This is a genomic window from Sphingomonas phyllosphaerae (assembly GCF_036946485.1).
GTDB classification, from domain to species: Bacteria; Pseudomonadota; Alphaproteobacteria; order Sphingomonadales; family Sphingomonadaceae; genus Sphingomonas; species Sphingomonas phyllosphaerae_E.
Map to the genome: position 1 here is coordinate 296,707 of NZ_JAQIJA010000005.1, position 17,348 is coordinate 314,054.

Annotated in this window: 18 protein-coding genes; 13 read left to right on the forward strand and 5 right to left on the reverse strand. The window is 68.5% G+C overall.

The features are described from left to right. Positions 1-24: 24 nt before the first annotated feature. Genes PGN16_RS09970 through PGN16_RS09980 form a run of 3 tightly spaced genes read left to right on the forward strand, consistent with a single transcriptional unit; the run spans position 25 to position 2,350 of the window. Complete coding sequence (locus PGN16_RS09970) at positions 25-585, forward strand: DUF1285 domain-containing protein (RefSeq protein ID WP_335309245.1); 561 nt, start codon at positions 25-27, stop codon at positions 583-585. Beyond that, entirely contained in the window at positions 582-1,166 is a 585-nt protein-coding gene (locus PGN16_RS09975) for a CoA pyrophosphatase (RefSeq protein ID WP_443019616.1), read from the forward strand. The genes PGN16_RS09970 and PGN16_RS09975 overlap by 4 nt, the downstream gene beginning before the upstream one ends. Then, a complete protein-coding gene (locus tag PGN16_RS09980; RefSeq protein ID WP_335309246.1) occupies positions 1,154-2,350 on the forward strand; it encodes a CCA tRNA nucleotidyltransferase in 1,197 nt (398 codons plus the stop codon). Before PGN16_RS09975 ends, PGN16_RS09980 begins: the two co-directional genes overlap by 13 nt. Here PGN16_RS09980 and PGN16_RS09985 read toward each other — a convergent pair. From PGN16_RS09985 to gcvA, 3 genes are all read right to left on the reverse strand, one after another. Next, positions 2,320-3,951, reverse strand: coding sequence for a putative bifunctional diguanylate cyclase/phosphodiesterase (locus PGN16_RS09985; RefSeq protein ID WP_335309247.1), 1,632 nt, complete (start codon positions 3,949-3,951; stop codon positions 2,320-2,322). The two genes, PGN16_RS09980 and PGN16_RS09985, sit on opposite strands and share 31 nt — an antisense overlap. Positions 3,952-4,116: 165 nt before the next feature. After that, on the reverse strand, positions 4,117-6,366 hold the full coding sequence (gene parC / locus PGN16_RS09990) for a DNA topoisomerase IV subunit A (protein WP_335309248.1): 2,250 nt from the start codon (positions 6,364-6,366) through the stop codon (positions 4,117-4,119). A gap of 52 nt (positions 6,367-6,418) precedes the next feature. Further along, on the reverse strand, positions 6,419-7,333 hold the full coding sequence (gene gcvA, locus PGN16_RS09995) for a transcriptional regulator GcvA (protein ID WP_335309249.1): 915 nt from the start codon (positions 7,331-7,333) through the stop codon (positions 6,419-6,421). A 75-nt stretch (positions 7,334-7,408) separates the two neighbouring features. Between gcvA and PGN16_RS10000 the strand changes: the two genes are divergently transcribed. The 9 genes from PGN16_RS10000 to PGN16_RS10040 all read left to right on the forward strand — a co-directional run bounded on the left by PGN16_RS10000 (position 7,409) and on the right by PGN16_RS10040 (position 14,500). After that, positions 7,409-7,591 (forward strand): hypothetical protein, encoded by a 183-nt coding sequence (locus PGN16_RS10000; RefSeq protein ID WP_335309250.1) that lies wholly within the window; start codon positions 7,409-7,411, stop codon positions 7,589-7,591. A gap of 230 nt (positions 7,592-7,821) precedes the next feature. Further along, the gene (locus tag PGN16_RS10005; protein ID WP_335309251.1) at positions 7,822-8,964 is read left to right on the forward strand and encodes an OpgC family protein; all 1,143 of its coding nucleotides are present in this window, start codon (positions 7,822-7,824) and stop codon (positions 8,962-8,964) included. Further along, positions 8,943-9,845 (forward strand): alpha/beta hydrolase, encoded by a 903-nt coding sequence (locus PGN16_RS10010; protein WP_335309252.1) that lies wholly within the window; start codon positions 8,943-8,945, stop codon positions 9,843-9,845. Before PGN16_RS10005 ends, PGN16_RS10010 begins: the two co-directional genes overlap by 22 nt. Positions 9,846-9,988: 143 nt before the next feature. Then, positions 9,989-10,711, forward strand: coding sequence for a hypothetical protein (locus tag PGN16_RS10015; protein WP_335309253.1), 723 nt, complete (start codon positions 9,989-9,991; stop codon positions 10,709-10,711). Between the two features lie 108 nt (positions 10,712-10,819). Continuing rightward, positions 10,820-11,599, forward strand: coding sequence for a phosphoribosylaminoimidazolesuccinocarboxamide synthase (gene purC / locus PGN16_RS10020; RefSeq protein ID WP_028967003.1), 780 nt, complete (start codon positions 10,820-10,822; stop codon positions 11,597-11,599). A 46-nt stretch (positions 11,600-11,645) separates the two neighbouring features. Then, positions 11,646-11,876 carry a phosphoribosylformylglycinamidine synthase subunit PurS gene (purS, locus tag PGN16_RS10025; RefSeq protein ID WP_028967004.1) on the forward strand — a complete coding sequence of 77 codons (231 nt, stop codon included), beginning with the start codon at positions 11,646-11,648 and terminating at the stop codon, positions 11,874-11,876. After that, entirely contained in the window at positions 11,873-12,541 is a 669-nt protein-coding gene (gene purQ, locus PGN16_RS10030) for a phosphoribosylformylglycinamidine synthase subunit PurQ (RefSeq protein ID WP_335309254.1), read from the forward strand. Before purS ends, purQ begins: the two co-directional genes overlap by 4 nt. A 100-nt stretch (positions 12,542-12,641) precedes the next feature. After that, a complete protein-coding gene (locus PGN16_RS10035; protein ID WP_335309255.1) occupies positions 12,642-13,649 on the forward strand; it encodes a glycosyltransferase family 4 protein in 1,008 nt (335 codons plus the stop codon). A gap of 107 nt (positions 13,650-13,756) precedes the next feature. Beyond that, entirely contained in the window at positions 13,757-14,500 is a 744-nt protein-coding gene (locus tag PGN16_RS10040) for a glutaredoxin (RefSeq protein ID WP_335309256.1), read from the forward strand. A 135-nt stretch (positions 14,501-14,635) separates the two neighbouring features. Here the strand turns inward: PGN16_RS10040 and PGN16_RS10045 are convergent, their stop codons facing one another. Together PGN16_RS10045 and PGN16_RS10050 are read right to left on the reverse strand one after the other, a co-directional pair. Further along, positions 14,636-15,166 (reverse strand): response regulator transcription factor, encoded by a 531-nt coding sequence (locus tag PGN16_RS10045; RefSeq protein ID WP_335309257.1) that lies wholly within the window; start codon positions 15,164-15,166, stop codon positions 14,636-14,638. Continuing rightward, complete coding sequence (locus tag PGN16_RS10050; RefSeq protein ID WP_335309258.1) at positions 15,163-16,461, reverse strand: ATP-binding protein; 1,299 nt, start codon at positions 16,459-16,461, stop codon at positions 15,163-15,165. Before PGN16_RS10050 ends, PGN16_RS10045 begins: the two co-directional genes overlap by 4 nt. Before the next feature lie 116 nt (positions 16,462-16,577). Between PGN16_RS10050 and PGN16_RS10055 the strand changes: the two genes are divergently transcribed. Beyond that, a complete protein-coding gene (locus PGN16_RS10055) occupies positions 16,578-17,333 on the forward strand; it encodes a DUF4019 domain-containing protein (protein ID WP_335309260.1) in 756 nt (251 codons plus the stop codon). The last annotated feature ends 15 nt before the right edge of the window (positions 17,334-17,348 follow it).

Here is a 17,348-nt window from a genome sequence, read left to right on the forward strand (position 1 = left end):
CCACCCGCACCCTAGGTGAGCGCGATGCCGATGGCGCCGCTCCCCGATTTCGACACGCTGACCATCGCCGACATCGCGCGGCTCGCCGACAGCGACCGGCTGCCCCCGGTCGAGCGCTGGAACCCGGCACATTGCGGCGACAGCGAGATGCGGATCGCACGCGACGGCACCTGGTATCATCAGGGTGCGCCGATCACCCGCGAGGCAATGGTGCGCGCGTTCAGCCGCATCCTGCGGCGCGAGCCCGATGGCGGCTATGTGCTGGTCACGCCGGTCGAAAGGCTCGACATCGCGGTCGAGGATGCGCCGTTCGTCGCGTTGGAGATGAAGGCAGAGGGTGACGGTCGCGACGCGACGCTCGCCTTTCGGCTCAACACCGGCGAGTTGGTGACCGCGTCCGCCGCGCATCCGCTGCGCTTCGAGGAGTGCGCCGACGGGCCGCACCCCTATGTTCACGTCCGCGGCGGGCTGGAGGCGCTGATCGCACGCCCCGTCTATTACGACCTCGCCGAGCGCGCGCTGGCGGGCGACGACGCCACGCCCGGCATCTGGAGCGCCGGCAGCTTCTTCGCGCTGCAACCGTGACGCTCGCCGAGCGGCTCGCCGCCGCGCTGACCACCGATGCGGCCCCGGCGCTGCTGGGGGACGATCACGATCACGCCGCCGACGCGGTGCTCACCCCCGCGGCGGTCCTGGTGGCGATCACCGATCGCCCTGCGCCCGGCGTGCTGCTCACCCAGCGCACCGAAACACTGCGCCGCCACGCCGGGCAGGTCGCCTTCCCCGGCGGCCGCGTCGACCCCGGCGAGGATGCGATCACCGCCGCGCTGCGCGAGGCCGAGGAAGAGATCGCCCTGCCGCGCGAGGTCGTCGGTGTGATCGGCACCTCCGATCCCTATCGCACCGGGACCGGCTATGCGATCACCCCGGTCGTCGGGGTGGTGCCGCCCGATCTGCCGCTGGTCGCGAGCGAGGCGGAGGTCGCGGCGGTGTTCGAGGTACCGCTCGCCTTCCTGCTCGACGCCGCCAACCAGCGCACGGCGACCGCCGTCTATCAGGGCCGTGAGCGCCGCTACGTGGAGATGATGTGGAACGAACGGCGGATCTGGGGTGCGACGGCGGGAATGATCGTCAACCTCGCTCGGCGGCTGCGATGGCCGGGATGACGCTGCCCGCCGCCGCGTGGCGGACGCGTGCGGGGCTCGACCGGCTGATCGACGCGCTCGACGGCGCGAACGGCATGGCGCGGTGGGTCGGTGGCGCGGTGCGCGACACGCTGCTCGGGCTGCCGGTCGCCGACATCGATCTGGCGACGCAATTCGCGCCGGAAGAGGTCGTGCGTCGGCTCGAGGCGGCGGGCATCAAGGCGGTGCCGACCGGGATCGCGCATGGCACCGTCACCGCCGTCAGCGACGGCACGGTCGTAGAGGTCACGACGCTGCGCCGCGACGTCGCCACGGATGGCCGCCACGCCGTGGTCGCCTTCTCCGACGACTGGCGCGAGGATGCGGCGCGGCGCGATTTCACGATGAACGCGCTCTACGCCGATCCGCTGACCGGCGAGATCTTCGACTGGTTCGGCGGGCTGGACGATCTCGCCGCGCGGCGCGTGCGCTTCATCGGCGATCCCTATCGCCGCATTGCCGAGGATCACCTGCGCATCCTGCGCTTCTTCCGGTTCCACGCGCGGTTCGGCGACGCGATCGATGCCGAGGGACTGGAGGCTTGCATCGCCCGCGCCAACGACCTGATGGCGCTCAGCCGCGAGCGGATCGCCGCCGAACTGCTCAAGCTGCTCGTCGCCCCCGGCGCGGTCGGCGTGGTCACGCTGATGGAGGCGCGCGGCATTTTCCGCCCGGTGCTGCCCGAAATCGATGGCGAGGGCGTCGCCCGGCTGGCCGATCTCGCCGCCCGCGAGGCCGCGGCAGAAGTCGCGCCCGACGCGATCCGGCGACTCGCCGCGCTGGTCGCGCCGTCGGCGGCCGAGGCGGTCGGGGCACGGCTGAAATTGTCGAACAACGATCGCAAGCGCCTGATCCAGGCCAGCGCCGGCCCGGGCGACGAAGGTCCGCTCGCGCTCGGTTACCGCGCCGGGATCGAGGGGGCGATCGACCGACTATTGTTGGCCGGGGCGGACCCGCGCGCGCTGGTCGGCTGGGAACGCCCGGCGCTACCGATCGGGGGCGGCGCGCTGGTCGCCCGCGGGCTTGCCAAGGGGCCGGACGTCGCGCGGACGCTCCGCGCGGTCGAGGATCGCTGGATCGCGGAGGGCTTCCCCCCCGCCGAACGGGTCGGCACGATCGCCGACGAAGAAGTGGCTCAGGCGTTGCGCTCGCACAAGAACGCATAGGCGGCGTCGGGTTCCAGCGGTCGGGCATAGGCATAGCCCTGTCCGAAGGTGCAGCCGAGCGCCGCCAGCGTCTGCCCGACGTCGATCCCCTCGATCCCCTCCGCGACCGTATCCATCCCGAGCGCCTGCGACAGGCCAAGGATCGCGCGGACGATCGCCACCTTGTCGCGGTCGGTCAGCAGCCCGGTGACGAAGCTGCGATCGATCTTCAACACGTCGATCGGCAGCTTCTGCAGCGAAGCGAGGTTCGAGAAGCCGGTGCCGAAATCGTCCATCGCGATCGAGACGCCGGTTTCCTTCAGCCCGTTCAGCACCCGCGCGATCCGGTCGGGATCGTTGATCAGCGCGCTTTCGGTGATTTCCAGCTTCAGCCGTCCGCCATCCAACCCCGAATCGTAGAGCGCGCGCCGCACCACCCCGGCGATCGAGTCGCGTTGCAACTGGATCGGTGAAAGGTTCACCGCCATCGTCGCGCCGCAATACCCCCCGGCGCGCGCATCCCACGCCGCCAGCGTCTGCAGCGCACTGCCCAGCGCCCAGCGCCCCAGCGGCACGATCAGCCCCGATTCTTCGGCGACCGGGATGAAGCGACTCGGTTCGTGGCGGCCGCCCTGCTCGTCGGTCCAGCGGCACAGCGCCTCGAACCCGTTGACGCGCCCCGTCTCCAGATCGCAGATCGGCTGATAGACGAGGTTGAGTTGCTCGCTCTCGATCGCGCGGCGCAGCGCGGTTTCCATCGCGAACTCGGCGCGTGCCGAATCGAGCGCGCGCGTCTGGTACGCTTCGGCGTTCTTGGTCGCCTTCGACTTCTTCATCGCCACCTGCGCATGGCGAATCACGTCTTCGGCATCGGCCACTTCGGCGTCGCCGAACGCGATCCCGATCGCGCATGACACGCGCAGTTCATATTCGCTCAGGCGGAACGGCGTCGCCAGCGCATCGCGGATGCGGCGCGCGACCTGATCGGCTTCCTCGCGCCCGGTGTCGATCGTCAACAGCACGCCGAATTCGTCACCGCCCGTCCGCGCCAGCGTGTCGCGTGCGCGCAACGCCCCCTTGATCCGGCGCGCGACCGTGATGAGCAGTTCGTCGCCGGTCAGCGATCCCAGACAGGCGTTGAAGCGGCTGAAGCGATCGAGGTCGATCATCAACACCGCCCAGCACGCATGGCCCTGCGCGATGCTCGCTTCCAGCGCGTCGGTGAAGCCACCTCGGTTCGGCAGCCCGGTCAGGCTGTCGGTGGCCATTTCGCGGCGCAGCGTCTCTTCGGTGCGCACCTCGGCGGTCTGGTCGACGAAGGAGACGACGCACGCCCGGTCTGTCCGTTGCGGCAGTCGCGACAGCGTGATGCGGTAATGCCGCCGTTCCACCGCCGCGCCGGTCTGCCAGTCACGTTCCTCCTCCTGCGCGTCGGAGGTGAGGAAGGTTTCGATGATCGGCTTCAGATGGGGCTCGTCGATCAATCGTGCGCGGGTGAAGGCGCGATTGTGGACCTCGAAGCCGACATGTCCCTTGTTCAGCGAAGCGAGCGCGAGCGGGATCGGAACAAGCTCCAACGATCCCTGATGCGCGGTCAGGCCGGGCGACTCGGGCGAAGTCACCAGGTGCCGGGTCAGCCATGTCGCACGCGTTGCCATCAACGGCACGACTAGAGGCGAAGGGTTAAGGTCGGCTTTAAGGCCGTCATCTTCCACGCTGGCAATCGATACGCTTCCGGCACGACCTTAGGCGCAGACGATGATCGGATGGTTAACGCGGTCGCAGCATTAAAACCGATTGTCGCGCGGGAAGCCGTTCGGCGGCATCCGTCCCGCCGCGCCGCGCGCGGTGCGCCATTGCGACAGGTCCGCCTCGGTGCGCGTCCGCCCGCTGCCCCCGCCCATCGCCCAGCTCAGCCCCTCGGCGAACACCAGCGTCCGCGCATCCGCCAGCCCGCCGTCGCGATAGCGTTGCAATTGCACGCCCTGCCCACGCGTCATCTCGGGCAGGTCGGCGATCGGGAACAGCGCCAGCTTGCGATTGTCGCCGATCACCGCGACGAAATCGTCGGCGGGCGCGACCGGATGGACCACTGCCAGCGTCGCGCCGGCGCGCGGCGTCACCACCGTCTTGCCCTTGCGCGTCTCCGCGATCACCTCGGCGACCGGCACGATGAAGCCGCGTCCGTCGCTCGCCGCGACCAGCAGCCGTGCCGCGCGCGCCGCGCTCAGGAAGGCGACGATCGGTACGCTGCCGTCGAGGTCGATCGACGCGCGCACCGGCTCGCCGAATCCGCGCCCGCCCGGCAATTTGTCCGCCGCCAGCGTGAAGAACCGCCCGTTGCCCGCCGCCAGCAGCAATTTGTCGGTCGTCTGCGCATGGAAGGCGAAGGCCGGGCCGTCGCCTTCCTTGAACTTCAACGTCTCGGGCGCGGACAGGTCGACATGCCCCTTCATCGCGCGGATCCAGCCGCGCGCCGACAGGATCACGCTGATCGGCTCGCGCTCGATCATCGCCTCCAGCGGGATGTCGCGCGCCACCGCCTGTTCGCGCAGCTCGGTCCGCCGCTTGCCGAGCGCCGTCTCGGGGCCGTAGCGATCGCGCACCTTGCGGAAATCGGCCTTGAGCCGCGTCCGCTGCTTCGCCTCGGAGCCGAGCAGCGCGGTCAGCGTCGCCTGTTCCTTCTCCAGCGCCGCCTGCTCGCGCTTCAGCTCCATTTCCTCCAGCCGGCGCAAGGACCGCAGCCGCATGTTGAGGATCGCCTCGGCTTGGCGATCGGTGAGCTGGAATTCGGCGATCATCACCGCCTTCGGCTCGTCCTCGGTGCGGATGATCTCGATCACGCGATCGAGGTTGAGGAAGGCGACGATATAGCCGCCGACCAGCTCCAGCCGGTCGGCGATCTTGCCCAGCCGATGCTCGGTACGGCGTTGCAGCACCACGAACTGATGCTCGACCCACGCCGCCAGCGCGGCGCGCAGCGACATCACGCGCGGCGTGCGCTCCTTGTCGAGCACGTTGAGATTGAGCGGTACGCGCGTTTCCAGATCGGACAGCCGGAACAGCCCGTCCATCAGCACTTGTGCGTCGACGGTGCGGCTGCGCGGCTCGAGCACGATCCGCACCTGCTCGTCCGATTCGTCGCGGACGTCGGCGAGAATCGGCAGCTTCTTGTCCTCGATCAGCGCCGCGAGCTGCTCGATCAACTTGCCCTTGGCGACGCCATAGGGGATCTCCGACACCACCAGATGCCAGCCGCCGCCCTTTTCGGCGATCTTCTCGATCCGCGCGCGGACCCGGAACGCGCCGCGCCCGGTCGCATAGGCCTCGGCGATGATCGCGGGCGCGTCGACCAGCAACCCGCCGGTCGGGAAGTCCGGTCCCTTCACATGTTCGAGGATCGCGGCATCGTCGGCGTCGGGCCGGTCGACCAACAGAATCGCGGCGTCCATCAGCTCGGCGGCATTGTGCGGCGGGACGCTGGTCGCCATCCCGACCGCGATCCCGCTCGCGCCGTTCGCGAGCAGATTGGGGAAGGCGCCGGGGAACAGCTCGGGCTCCTGCTCCTCGCCGTTATAGGTCGGGCGAAACTCCGTCGCGTCCTCGTCCAGCCCGTCCATCAGGTCGATCGCGACCTGCGTCAGCCGCGCCTCGGTGTAGCGATAGGCGGCGGCGTTATCGCCGTCGATGTTGCCGAAATTGCCCTGCCCGTCGACCAGCGGATAACGGAGCGCGAAATCCTGCGCCAACCGCACCATCGCGTCATAGACCGACTGATCGCCGTGCGGGTGGTATTTACCGATCACGTCGCCGACGACGCGCGCGCACTTCTTGTACCCCGACGCCGGATCGAGCTTGAGCAGCCGCATCGCCCACAGCAGCCGCCGGTGCACCGGCTTCAGGCCGTCGCGCACGTCGGGCAGCGACCGCGCGGTGATCGTCGACAGCGCATAGACGAGATACCGCTCGCTCAGCGCACTGTCGAACGGGGCGTCGAGGATGCCGATCGGGGGATTGTCGGAGAGGTCGGTGGCCATGTCGGCGCGGGTGGTAGCAGCGCGGGGCGACGTTCCACAACCGTTCCGCGCCTCAGCGCGGCGAATCGCCGAGCGTCGCGAGCAGCCATTCGCGGAAGCGCTTGATCTTGACCACCCTCGCCCTCGCCTCGGGATAAACGAGCCAATAGGCTTCGCCGTCGCGCCCGACATGCGCGAACGGCTGCACCAACCGCCCGGCGGCAAGATCGTTCTGCCAGAACAGCGGCGTCAGCATCGCCACGCCCTGTCCGGCAATCGCGGCACGTCCCTCGTGCGCCTGCGAATCGAGCCGGATGCCGGTGTGCCGCGCCGCGACGACGTCGAGCCCGGCATCGCGCAGCCATGTCGCCCACCATGGATCATGCGCGCTGATGAGCGGCAGCTGGAGCAGATCGGCGGGTTCGAGTCGCCCGCCATGGTCATCAAGGAACGACGGCGCGCACATCGGGGTGAAGTCGAGCGTCATCAGCCGGTGCGCGGCGAGCCCCGGCCATCCGCCGGACCCGGAGCGGATCGCGACATCGACCTCGTCGGCGGCGAAGTCGGCGAGCCGGTTGTCGGTGAGCATCCGCACCGCCGTATCGGGATGCGCGAGCTGGAAGCCGCCGAGTCGCCATGCCAGCCACAGGTTCGCAAAGGTATTGGTGGTCGAGACGGTCAGCACCGCCTCGTCCTCCGCGCGCAGCCCGGCAAAGGCGGCGTCGATCGAGTCGAACGCCGCGGTAAGCTGCGCGGCGGCGCGGCGCCCGGCCTCGGTCAACACCACACGGCGGCGTTCGCGGCGGAACAGCGGCAGGCCAAGCCGTTCTTCAAGCAGGCGTATTTGATAACTGACCGCCGCCTGCGTCATCCCCAGCTCCGTCGCAGCGGCGGTGAAATTCTCGTGGCGCGCGGCCGCTTCGAACACACGGACGGCGGCGAGCGGCGGCAGGTGACGCATCCCCGAGCGATAAGGCGCGCTTATCATCTTCGTCCATCGCTTTGTTGGCGCGATCCGCTGCTGCGGCGCATCATCCGCAGGGTCTAGCGAAGGAGCATGGACATGAACGCCGAGTTCGAAAGCCAGGTCTACGTCGCCCATCACCGGCAGCTCTCCCGCAGCATTCACCGCTTCGTCCAGCGCACCCTGGCGGGCATGGCGCGGCTCCAGCGCCGGCAATTCGCCGCGCCGTGGACGAGGCAGCCTTTACGATACGACCATCTCCCCTCGTCGCCCCGGACTTGATCCGGGGCCCCGCTTCTTCTGCGCGGCCGTCCTAAGAAGCGGGATCCCGGATCAAGTCCGGGATGACGGAGGTTAACCGGGACGCAGCGGCGCGAAAAAGCGGCAGGGCGTGCGCGACGGGTTCGCGCCGGCGATACGAACCGCTATCACCATCATGCTGCACTGCACCGCAGCTGCATCCCGCCGTTCCCGGAAACCGCCATGGAGCCCGCCGCTTGCCACGTTACGGATTGATCGACGGGCTCCGCGGTTTCTTCCTCGTCTTCATGCTCATCAACCACCTCGTCTTCACGGGCGGGTATTGGATGCAGAACGTCAATCACAACAAGCTGGCGTTCGTCGAGGATGCGCAGGGCTTCGTGTTCCTGTCCGGGCTGATGATCGGGCTGGTCTATGGCCGCAAGATGCTCAAGCTGGGGTATGACGAGGGGCGCGGGCAGGTGTGGCGGCGCGCCTTCCAGCTCTACCGTTACGCGATGGGGATCGTCATCGCGGTGCTGGTCGCGCGCGCGCTGCTGCCCGGCGCGCCACAGGCGTGGGGCAATTGGCTCGGCCATACCAGCCTGACCGGCGACCCGCTGCGGCTCGCGGCGATCGCGACCTTCCTGTTCCAGCCGACCGTCATGGACATCCTTCCGCAATATGTCCTGTACATGCTCGTCGCGCCGCCGCTGGTGCGCTGGTGCCTCGACGGGCGCGTCGTGCCGGTCGCGACCGCGTCGGTCATTCTGTGGATCGCGGGGCAATTGGCGATGCAGCGCTTCGTCACCGATCCGGTCGGCCAGTGGGTGACCGCCGATGACGGACAGGGGCTGCGCGCCAGCTTCAACCTGCTCGGCTGGCAGTTGGTGTTCTTCTCAGGCGTGATCGCGGGCGCACTGACCGCCGCCGGACGCGTCGACTGGCAGCGCGTGTTCCGCGCCGACGTCGCCACGCCCGCGAAGGTCGCGCTGGCGGTCTGCCTGTTCTTCGCGCCGCTGCGGCTGCTCAGCGCCTATGGGATGCTGCCGCAATGGCTGATCGAGAAGATCGACCTGCTCGGCATTCGCGGCGACTTCGGGCCGATCTACCTCATCAACTTCCTCACCGCGACCGTCGGGCTGACGTGGCTGCTGATCGCCGGCAAGGATCACGCCCGCCCGGGCGTGCGGCGCATTGCCGAGGTGGCGCGCGGCTTGTTCTCGCTCTCTTTCCTGCGCCTGCTCGGGCGGCATTCGCTGCACGTCTATGTCTGGCACGTCGCGATCGTCTATGCGGTCTATTATGTCGACCAGACCCACGGACCGTTCGCGACATGGCTGAAGACCGCCATCGCCCTCGCAGGAATCGCCATGCTCGCATTGCCCGCCTTGTGGCGCGAGCGCAGCGGCTGATCGCGCTTGCCGCGGCGTCGCTCGCCACGGCATGTACGACCGCGATGCCGTCGAAGCCGCTCACTTGGGCCGACCTCTCCGCCCGCCCTCGCGCAACGCCCGATGCGACGATCGCTTACGGCAGCGACGCAATGCAGAAGGTCGACGTCTGGCTGCCCGCCGGGCCGGGGCCGCATCGAACCGTGCTGATGGTGCACGGCGGCTGCTGGCAGACCGAGATTGCCGACCGCCGGCTGATGGACTGGGTCGCCGACGACCTGCGCCGCAGCGGCTATGCGGTGTGGAACATCGATTATCGCGGCGTCGACCGCAGCGGCGGCGGCTATCCCGGCACCTTCGCCGACGCCGCGGCCGCAGCCGACGCGCTGCGCACCCACGCCGCGCGCTTCGGGCTGGATGCGTCGCACGTCGTCGCGGTCGGCCATTCCGCAGGCGGGCATCTCGCGCTGTGGCTCGCCGCCCGCCCGCGCCTTCCCGCGACCAGCCCGCTCGCTACTCCCGACCCGCTAAGGATCGCGCACGTCATCAGCCTCGGCGGCCTCCCCGATCTCGAAGCCACCGCCGCCAGCCCCGACAATGGCTGCGGCACGGAGGTGGTCGCGAAGCTGGTCGGCACCGGCCGCGCCGATCCTTACCCCGACACCTCTGTCCCTCGCCTCTTCCCGCTGGGCGTGCCGCAGGACCTCGTCAACGGCCGCGCCGACCGCATCATCCCGTTCCGCATGGCGACCGACTATGTCGCGCGGGCACGCGCCGCCGGCGACTCCGCGACGCTGCATGAAGTGCCGGACACCGGCCACGTCGAACTGGTCACGCCGGACACCGCGGCATGGGCGGAGACAAAGCGGTTGATCGCGAAAGCGTTCGCTGCCGACCGTTGACATCGCCTTTCAGCGAGGATCATTCTCCTACTAACAGAGGGGGAGATAAACGGATGCGGCACCTGTCAGGTCTTCTCGTCGTCGCGCTACTGTCGGGGTGCGGCAAGGCACCCGATAGCGCCAGCGACGAGCCCAACATCAACGTGACCGCCGCGCCGGGCGTCGCCTTCTCCTACGCCTATCTCTACACCCTGCCATCCGCGAACATCAGCCGCGTGCAGGAGTTGCACGCGCAAGCCTGCGAGCGGCTGGGCATCGACAAATGTCGCATCACCGGCATGACCTACAACGTTCGCGGTCCGGACGATGTCGACGCTTCGCTGGAGGTGAAGCTCGCGCCGCCCCTCGCCCGCGCCTTCGGCCGCGAAGGCACGCACGCCGTCGAGGCGGCGGACGGCATGTTGTCGAGCGCCGCGATCAAGGGCACCGATGTCGGCACGGAAATCGCCGCCGCAGAATCGAGCGCGTCGACGCTCGCGCAGGACGGCAAGGCACTGGATCGACAGATTTCGGCGAGTCGATCGGATCGACAGCGCGCCGAATTGACGCAGCAACGGGCCGCGCTGGAGTCGCAGCGCCGTGACCTTGCCGCTAACGTGAGAGGCCAACGCGCACTGCTCGCCTCGACGCCGCTCACCTTCACCTATCGCGCGGGCGCCTCGATCCGCAGTTTGCACGCCACCACGCCACTGATGCGCGCCGCCGATACCGCGCTCGCATCGGTCGAGGCGACGGTGTCGTTCGTGCTCCAGGCGATCGCGATCCTTTTCGCGCCTTTGCTCGCTATCGCCGTGCTTTGGTTAAGCTGGCGGTGGCGCGGACGCAGGCTTTGGCGGTGGCTGCGCGGGCCGGAGGCGAGTGACTGATCCGCCTGATTTGCAGCCACCGCCCCCTTCCCCTATAGCCGCGGCTGATTCCCCGCCCCGGCCGTCCGCAAACCCGCGCCGCCGGGGCGCTTCTTTTCGAGGGCAAGCATGGCACGCAGGCGGCAGATCTACGAAGGCAAGGCGAAGATCCTCTACGAGGGTCCCGAGCCCGGCACGCTGATCCAGTATTTCAAGGACGACGCCACCGCCTTCAACGCCCAGAAAAAGGGCACGATCAACGGCAAGGGCGTGCTCAACAACCGCATCTCCGAGCATATCTTCACCCTGCTCGATCATATCGGCGTGCCGACGCACTTCATCCGCCGCCTCAACATGCGCGAGCAGCTGATCCGGCAGGTCGAGATCGTGCCGATCGAAGTCGTCGTCCGCAACGTCGCCGCCGGCTCGATCAGCAAGCGGCTCGGGATCGAGGAAGGCGTGAAGCTGCCGCGCACGATCCTCGAATATTATTACAAGGACGATGCGCTCGGCGATCCGATGATCTCCGACGAGCATATCGCGGCGTTCGGCTGGGCCAGCCAGGAAGAGATGCACGACATCGCCGATCTGGCGATTCGCGTGAACGACTTCCTGTCGGGACTGTTCGCGGGCGTCGGGATCCGGCTGGTCGACTTCAAGCTCGAGTTCGGCCGCATCTGGGACAATGACTACGGCCGGATCATCCTCGCCGACGAGATCAGCCCGGACGGCTGCCGGCTGTGGGACATGGCCTCGAACGAGAAGCTCGACAAGGACCGCTTCCGCCGCGACATGGGCGGCGAGGTCGAGGCCTATCAGGAGGTCGCGCGCCGGCTCGGCCTGCTGCCAGAGGGCGGCGACACCGCGGTGCTCGACCTCGAAGAGCATCGCAAGAGCCGCGGCAAGTAACCGCCACGCTTGCCCCGGCGCGCGCGCCGGGGCATAGCGCGCGGCCATGAAACTTCGCATCTACGTGACGCTCAAGCCCGGCGTGCTCGACCCGCAGGGCAAGGCGATCGAACACGCCCTTTCGGGGCTCGGCTTCTCGGGCGTCGACAGCGCGCGGGTCGGCAAGCTGATCGAGCTGGAGGTTGCCGACGACACCGCCGATGCGGACGTCGACGCGATGTGCCGGCAGTTGCTCGCCAACACCGTCATCGAAAATTACCGGATCGAGCGCGCGTGAAGACCGCGGTCATCGTCTTCCCCGGCTCCAACTGCGACCGCGACATCGCGGTGGCGCTGGAACAGGCGACGGGGACCACGCCGCACATGGTGTGGCACCGCGACACCGAACTGCCCGCCGGGATCGGCGTGGTCGCGGTGCCCGGCGGCTTCTCCTACGGCGACTATCTGCGCTCCGGCGCGCTGGCCGCGCGCTCGCCGATCATGACCGCGGTGCGCGAACAGGCCGCGCGCGGGCTGAAGGTGCTGGGCGTCTGCAACGGCTTTCAGGTGCTGACAGAGGCCGGGCTGCTGCCCGGCGCCCTGATGCGCAACGCCGGGCTCAACTTCGTCTGCCGCGACGTGGCGCTGACCGTCGAGAATAGCGGCACCGTCTTCACGCGCGGCTATTCGGCCGGCGAGCAGGTCCGCTTCCCGGTCGCGCACCATGACGGCAATTACGTCGCCGACCCCGCAACGCTCGACCGTCTGGAGGGCGAAGGCCAGGTCGCGTTCCGCTATGCCGAGCCGGTCAACGGCAGCGCGCGCGACATCGCCGGGATCGTCAGCGCCGACGGCAACGTGCTCGGCATGATGCCGCACCCCGAACGCCGCATCGAACCCGCGCACGGCGGCGACGACGGCAAGCGGATGTTCGCCGGACTGCTGGAGGCGGTGGGGGCATAATCATATCCCTCACCCCGGACGAGCGACTCCGGGTCAATTCGAAGCAGCGACAGCGCCGGCCGTCTTCGCCGGGATCTTTCGAACGACAGGATCACCGCCGATGAAGATCGCCATGCTCGCCCCGATCGCGTGGCGCACCCCGCCGCGCCATTACGGGCCATGGGAGCTGGTGACGCATCTGCTCACCGAGGCGCTGGTCGAACGCGGCGTCGATGTCACCCTGTTCGCGACGCTGGACAGCATCACCGCCGCCACGCTGGATGGCGTCGTGCCCGCGCCCTATTCCGAGGACCCCAGCATCGACGCGAAGGTCTGGGAATATCGCCATCTCAGCCACCTGTTCGCGCAGGCCGACCGGTTCGACCTGATCCACAACCAGGCCGACTTCCCCGCGCACGCCTTCGCGCCGCTGGTCGACACGCCGATGGTGACGACGATTCACGGCTTCTCGTCGGACCGCATCCTGCCGATGTACGCGCCCTTTCAGGACCGCGTGCACTATGTCGCGATCAGCGATGCCGACCGGCACCCCGATTTGCGTTATGCCGCGACGATCCACCACGGCATCCCGCTCGACGACTTCCGCTTCGACGCCACGGGCGGCGAGGACCTGCTGTTCTTCGGCCGGCTCCACCCCGACAAGGGCGCTGCGGAGGCGATCGCGGCGGCGCGGGCGACAGGGCGCGCATTGAACCTATACGGCATCGTACAGGATCAGGGCTATCACGACCGGTCGGTCGCGCCCGCGCTCGACGACCGCATCCGCTACCACGGCGCGGTCGGCGGCGAGGCGCGCGTCGAAGCGCTCGGCAAGGCACGCGCGCTGCTCCATCTCATCAATTTCGACGAGCCGTTCGGCCTGTCGGTGCTCGAGGCGATGGCGTGCGGGACGCCGGTGATCGCCACCCGCCGCGGCTCGATGCCCGAGTTGATCGAGCACGGCGTCACCGGCTTTCTGGTCGACACGCCTGAGGAAGCGGTCGCGGCGATCGACCGTGCGGGCGAGATCGACCGCGCGGCGTGCCGTCGCGCGGTCGCCGAGCGGTTCAGCGTCGCGCGGATGGCCGACGACTATATCGCGCTCTATCGAAACATACTGGGACGCTAACTCACCTTCGTCATTGCGAGCGCAGCGACGCGATCCAGTGCCGGCGCGCGGAACACTGGATTGCTCGCTGCGCTCGCAATGCAGGCAACTCGGCCTATCTTCACCGCATGACCCCGACGATCGACAAACGCGCCACGCTCTACCGGATGGTGATGCCGACGCACACCTGTCCGTATGGCGTGAAGGCCAAGGACCTGTTGCAGCGGCGCGGCTACACCGTCGACGACCAGTGGCTGCGCACCCGTGAGGAAACCGACGCCTTCAAGGCCGAGCATGGCGTGAAAACGACGCCCCAGACCTTCATCGGCGGCGAGCGGGTCGGCGGCTATGACGACCTGCGCCGCTTCTTCGGCCTCCACGTGCCCGCGCCCGGCGAGACGAGCTATCGCCCGGTGCTGGCGGTGTTCGCGATGACCGCGCTGATGGCGCTCGCCGCGAGCACGGCGGCATTCGGCACGCCACTGACGCTGCGCGCCGCCGAATGGTTCATCTCGTTCAGCATGTGCGTGCTCGCGCTGCTCAAGCTGCAGGATGTCGAGACCTTCTCGACGATGTTCCTCAACTACGATCTGCTGGCGAAGCGCTGGGTGCGCTACGGCTATGTCTATCCGTTCGCCGAGGGGCTGGCGGGGGTGCTAATGACCGCGCATGTCGCGAACTGGCTGTCGGTGCCGGTCGCGCTGTTCATCGGGACGGTCGGGGCGGTGTCGGTGTTCAAGGCGGTCTATATCGACAAGCGCGAGCTGAAATGCGCCTGCGTCGGCGGCGCAACGCGCGTGCCGCTGGGGTTCGTGTCGCTGACCGAGAATGTCATGATGATCGCAATGGCGGTGTGGATGGTCGCCCAATGACCGTCGCCCCTGCGCAGGCAGGGGCCCATGTCTGTGTCGTGCCGCGGCAAGCATGACACACGAGAGACATCCCTGTGTCAGACCTGACGCGACATTCGACAGACATAGGCCCCTGCCTCCGCAGGGGCGACGGAGCTACAAATGCCGCTTCCCCAGCTTCCGCGCCAGCGTCCGCCGATGCATCCCCAGCCGCCGCGCCGCTTCCGAGACGTTGAACCCGCAATCCGCCAGCGTCTGGTGGATATGCTCCCATTCCAAAGTGCGCAGCGAGGTCGGCGGCGCGACCAGCTCGACGCTGGCATCGCCCTCGCCGCTCGCCTGGAACGCCGCCTCGATGTCGTCCGAATTGGCCGGCTTCGACAGGTAATTGGTCGCGCCCAGCTTCACCGCCTCGACCGCGGTGGCGATGCTGGCGAAGCCGGTCAGCACCACGATCCGCATCTGCGCATCCAGCGCGTGGAGCCGCGCGACGCACGCCAGCCCGGAGGCATTGCCGAGCCGCAGGTCCACCACCGCATGATCGGGCTTCAGCGCCGCGACCGCCGCGTCGAGATCGTCGGGATCGGTGATCGCGCGCACCTGATAGCCGCGCCGCTCGAACGAGCGCGCCAGCGTCCGCGCGAACACCTCATCATCCTCGACGATCAGCAGCCGTCGCTCGCTCATGCGCCCTCCTCCGGGATCGAGATCGCCGCGATCGGCAGCGTGAGCGTCACCTCACCCCCGCCGCCCTCGCGATTACGCGCGGACACGGTACCACCCAGCGTCCGCAGCACGTTGACCGCGAGGAACAGCCCCAGCCCCGCGCCGCGCCGCGCCTTGGTGCTCATATAGGGTTTACCGAGCCCTTCGAGGATCGCCGGCGCGAAGCCGCGCCCGTCGTCGCGGACCGACAGCACCAGCCGGTCGCCGTCCCACCACGCGCACAGCGCGATCGTGCGGCCACCCGCCTCCAGCGCATTGTCGAGCAAATTGGTGATCGTCTGCGCCAGCGCCTTGTCCGCGACGATTCGCGGATCGCCGGTCATCAGATGTTCGTAGGCAGCGGCGACCTGCGTCTTGCCGCGCCAGTCGCCGACGATCCCCGAGAGGAAGGTCTTGAGCGTGGTGCGCACCGGCCCCATCCCGCGCACCTCGCCCGAGGCGAGCAGCACCTGGCTGAGGATGTCCTTGCAGCGCGTCACCTCGGTGCGCATGTCGTCGAGATCGGCGAGCAACGCGGGCGAGCCGGCGATCGCGGGCTCGCGCCGCCAGTCGCCCAGCATCACCGCGATCGACGACAAGGGCGTGCCGAGTTCGTGCGCCGCGCCGCTGGCGAGCAGCCCCATGCGGACGATATGCTCCTCCTCGGCGGCACGCTGCCGGAGCGCCGCGAGCCGCGCGTCATGCTCCGACACGTTGCGGACGATCCTTGTCACGAACAGCGCCAGCAAGGTCGCGGTGAGCGTGAAATTGAACCAGCTGCCCGCGATATACGGCGTCGACAGCGTCGAGGCCCAGCCGCGCGGCAGCGCGAACGGCGGCGCGGCGTGCGCCAGCCACGCGAACAAGGCGCTGCTGAGCGCGACCATCGCCCAGCTCGCATGATCGCGCAGCAGCAGCGCGGCGATCACGACCTGGAGCAGGAACAAGGTGACGAACGGGTTGGCGACCCCGCCGCTGAGATAGAGCTGCGTCGTCAGGCACGCGACATCGACCAGCAGCGTCGCGAACAGCGCGCCATAGGTGATCGGCCGCCGCCCGACGATCTGCCCGATCGCGAGATTGAGCGCGACCAGCACCGCGACCGCGCCGAGCATCGGCACCAGCGGCAGGTGCACGCCGACGACGAAATGGACGAGCAGGATCGCCGCCAGCTGCCCGCCGACCGCCAGCCAGCGCAGGATCGACAACAGCCGCACGTTGCGCCGCCCGGCGTCCTCGCGCAGCCCCGTTCCGGCGATGATGTCAGAGGCGGGCATTTCGGCTCCTTACGGTGGAATGGGGCGGGTGCGCCATTGGTCAGAACGTCTCGATGCTGGAACAGCACGCGCGCCGGTCGTAGGAGACGAACAGCGAAATCACCGCCGACGGGTCCATGCAACGCCGCATCCAGACGCTCACCGACCGGGAGAAGCAGACGCTCAGGCTGCTGCTGAAGGGCCATGACGCGAAATCGATCGCGCGGACGCTTGGGATGTCGGTGCATACCATCAACGAGCGGTTGCGCGATGCACGCCGGAAATTGGAGGTCGCCAGCAGCAGGGAAGCCGCACGGATGCTGGCGGAAGCGGAACAGGCGTACCCCGAAGAATTTGGGGACGAGACTTTAGGGGTGACCGACGCCGCGACGAACATGCTTTCCGCAGCGCCGCCAGATCGAGGAGGCAGGACGCTTCGCTTCGCCTGGCTGAGTGGAGGAATGTTCGTCATGTCGCTTTTGATCGCCGCCTTTGCCGTCGTCGCCATCATGAACACCGGAGCGTCGCCACAAGGTGCGAGCCCAAGCTCACCAGCGCAGCCGTCCGATCCGGCGGTGCAAGGGGCGGCTCGCAAGTGGCTGACGTTGGTCGACCAACACCGCTGGGCTGAAAGCTGGAGCGCCGCCGCCACGCTGTTCCGGGCGCAACTGAGCGCCGCCCAGTGGGAGGCGATGGTGCAACCGGTACGCACGCCGCTCGGCGCCCCTATATCGCGCACCTTTCTCGGCGCGACGCACACCACCTCCTCGCAGGGCAGCTATGAGGTGGTGCAGTTCCGTACCGACTTCGCCAAACAGCCGGGCGCGGTCGAGACGGTGACGATGGCTCGCGACAGTGACGCGTGGCGGACGGTGGGATATTTCATCAAGTGACCGATCCTTGATGTC

Coding starts and splice junctions, on each gene's coding strand:
- PGN16_RS09970 (WP_335309245.1), top strand. CDS start 25: ATGCCGATGGCGCCGCTCCCCGATTTCGACACGCTGACCATCGCCGAC.
- PGN16_RS09980 (WP_335309246.1), top strand. CDS start 1,154: ATGGCCGGGATGACGCTGCCCGCCGCCGCGTGGCGGACGCGTGCGGGG.
- parC (WP_335309248.1), bottom strand. CDS start 6,366: ATGGCCACCGACCTCTCCGACAATCCCCCGATCGGCATCCTCGACGCC.
- gcvA (WP_335309249.1), bottom strand. CDS start 7,333: ATGATAAGCGCGCCTTATCGCTCGGGGATGCGTCACCTGCCGCCGCTC.
- PGN16_RS10000 (WP_335309250.1), top strand. CDS start 7,409: ATGAACGCCGAGTTCGAAAGCCAGGTCTACGTCGCCCATCACCGGCAG.
- purC (WP_028967003.1), top strand. CDS start 10,820: ATGGCACGCAGGCGGCAGATCTACGAAGGCAAGGCGAAGATCCTCTAC.
- purS (WP_028967004.1), top strand. CDS start 11,646: ATGAAACTTCGCATCTACGTGACGCTCAAGCCCGGCGTGCTCGACCCG.
- PGN16_RS10035 (WP_335309255.1), top strand. CDS start 12,642: ATGAAGATCGCCATGCTCGCCCCGATCGCGTGGCGCACCCCGCCGCGC.
- PGN16_RS10040 (WP_335309256.1), top strand. CDS start 13,757: ATGACCCCGACGATCGACAAACGCGCCACGCTCTACCGGATGGTGATG.
- PGN16_RS10045 (WP_335309257.1), bottom strand. CDS start 15,166: ATGAGCGAGCGACGGCTGCTGATCGTCGAGGATGATGAGGTGTTCGCG.
- PGN16_RS10050 (WP_335309258.1), bottom strand. CDS start 16,461: ATGCCCGCCTCTGACATCATCGCCGGAACGGGGCTGCGCGAGGACGCC.
- PGN16_RS10055 (WP_335309260.1), top strand. CDS start 16,578: ATGCAACGCCGCATCCAGACGCTCACCGACCGGGAGAAGCAGACGCTC.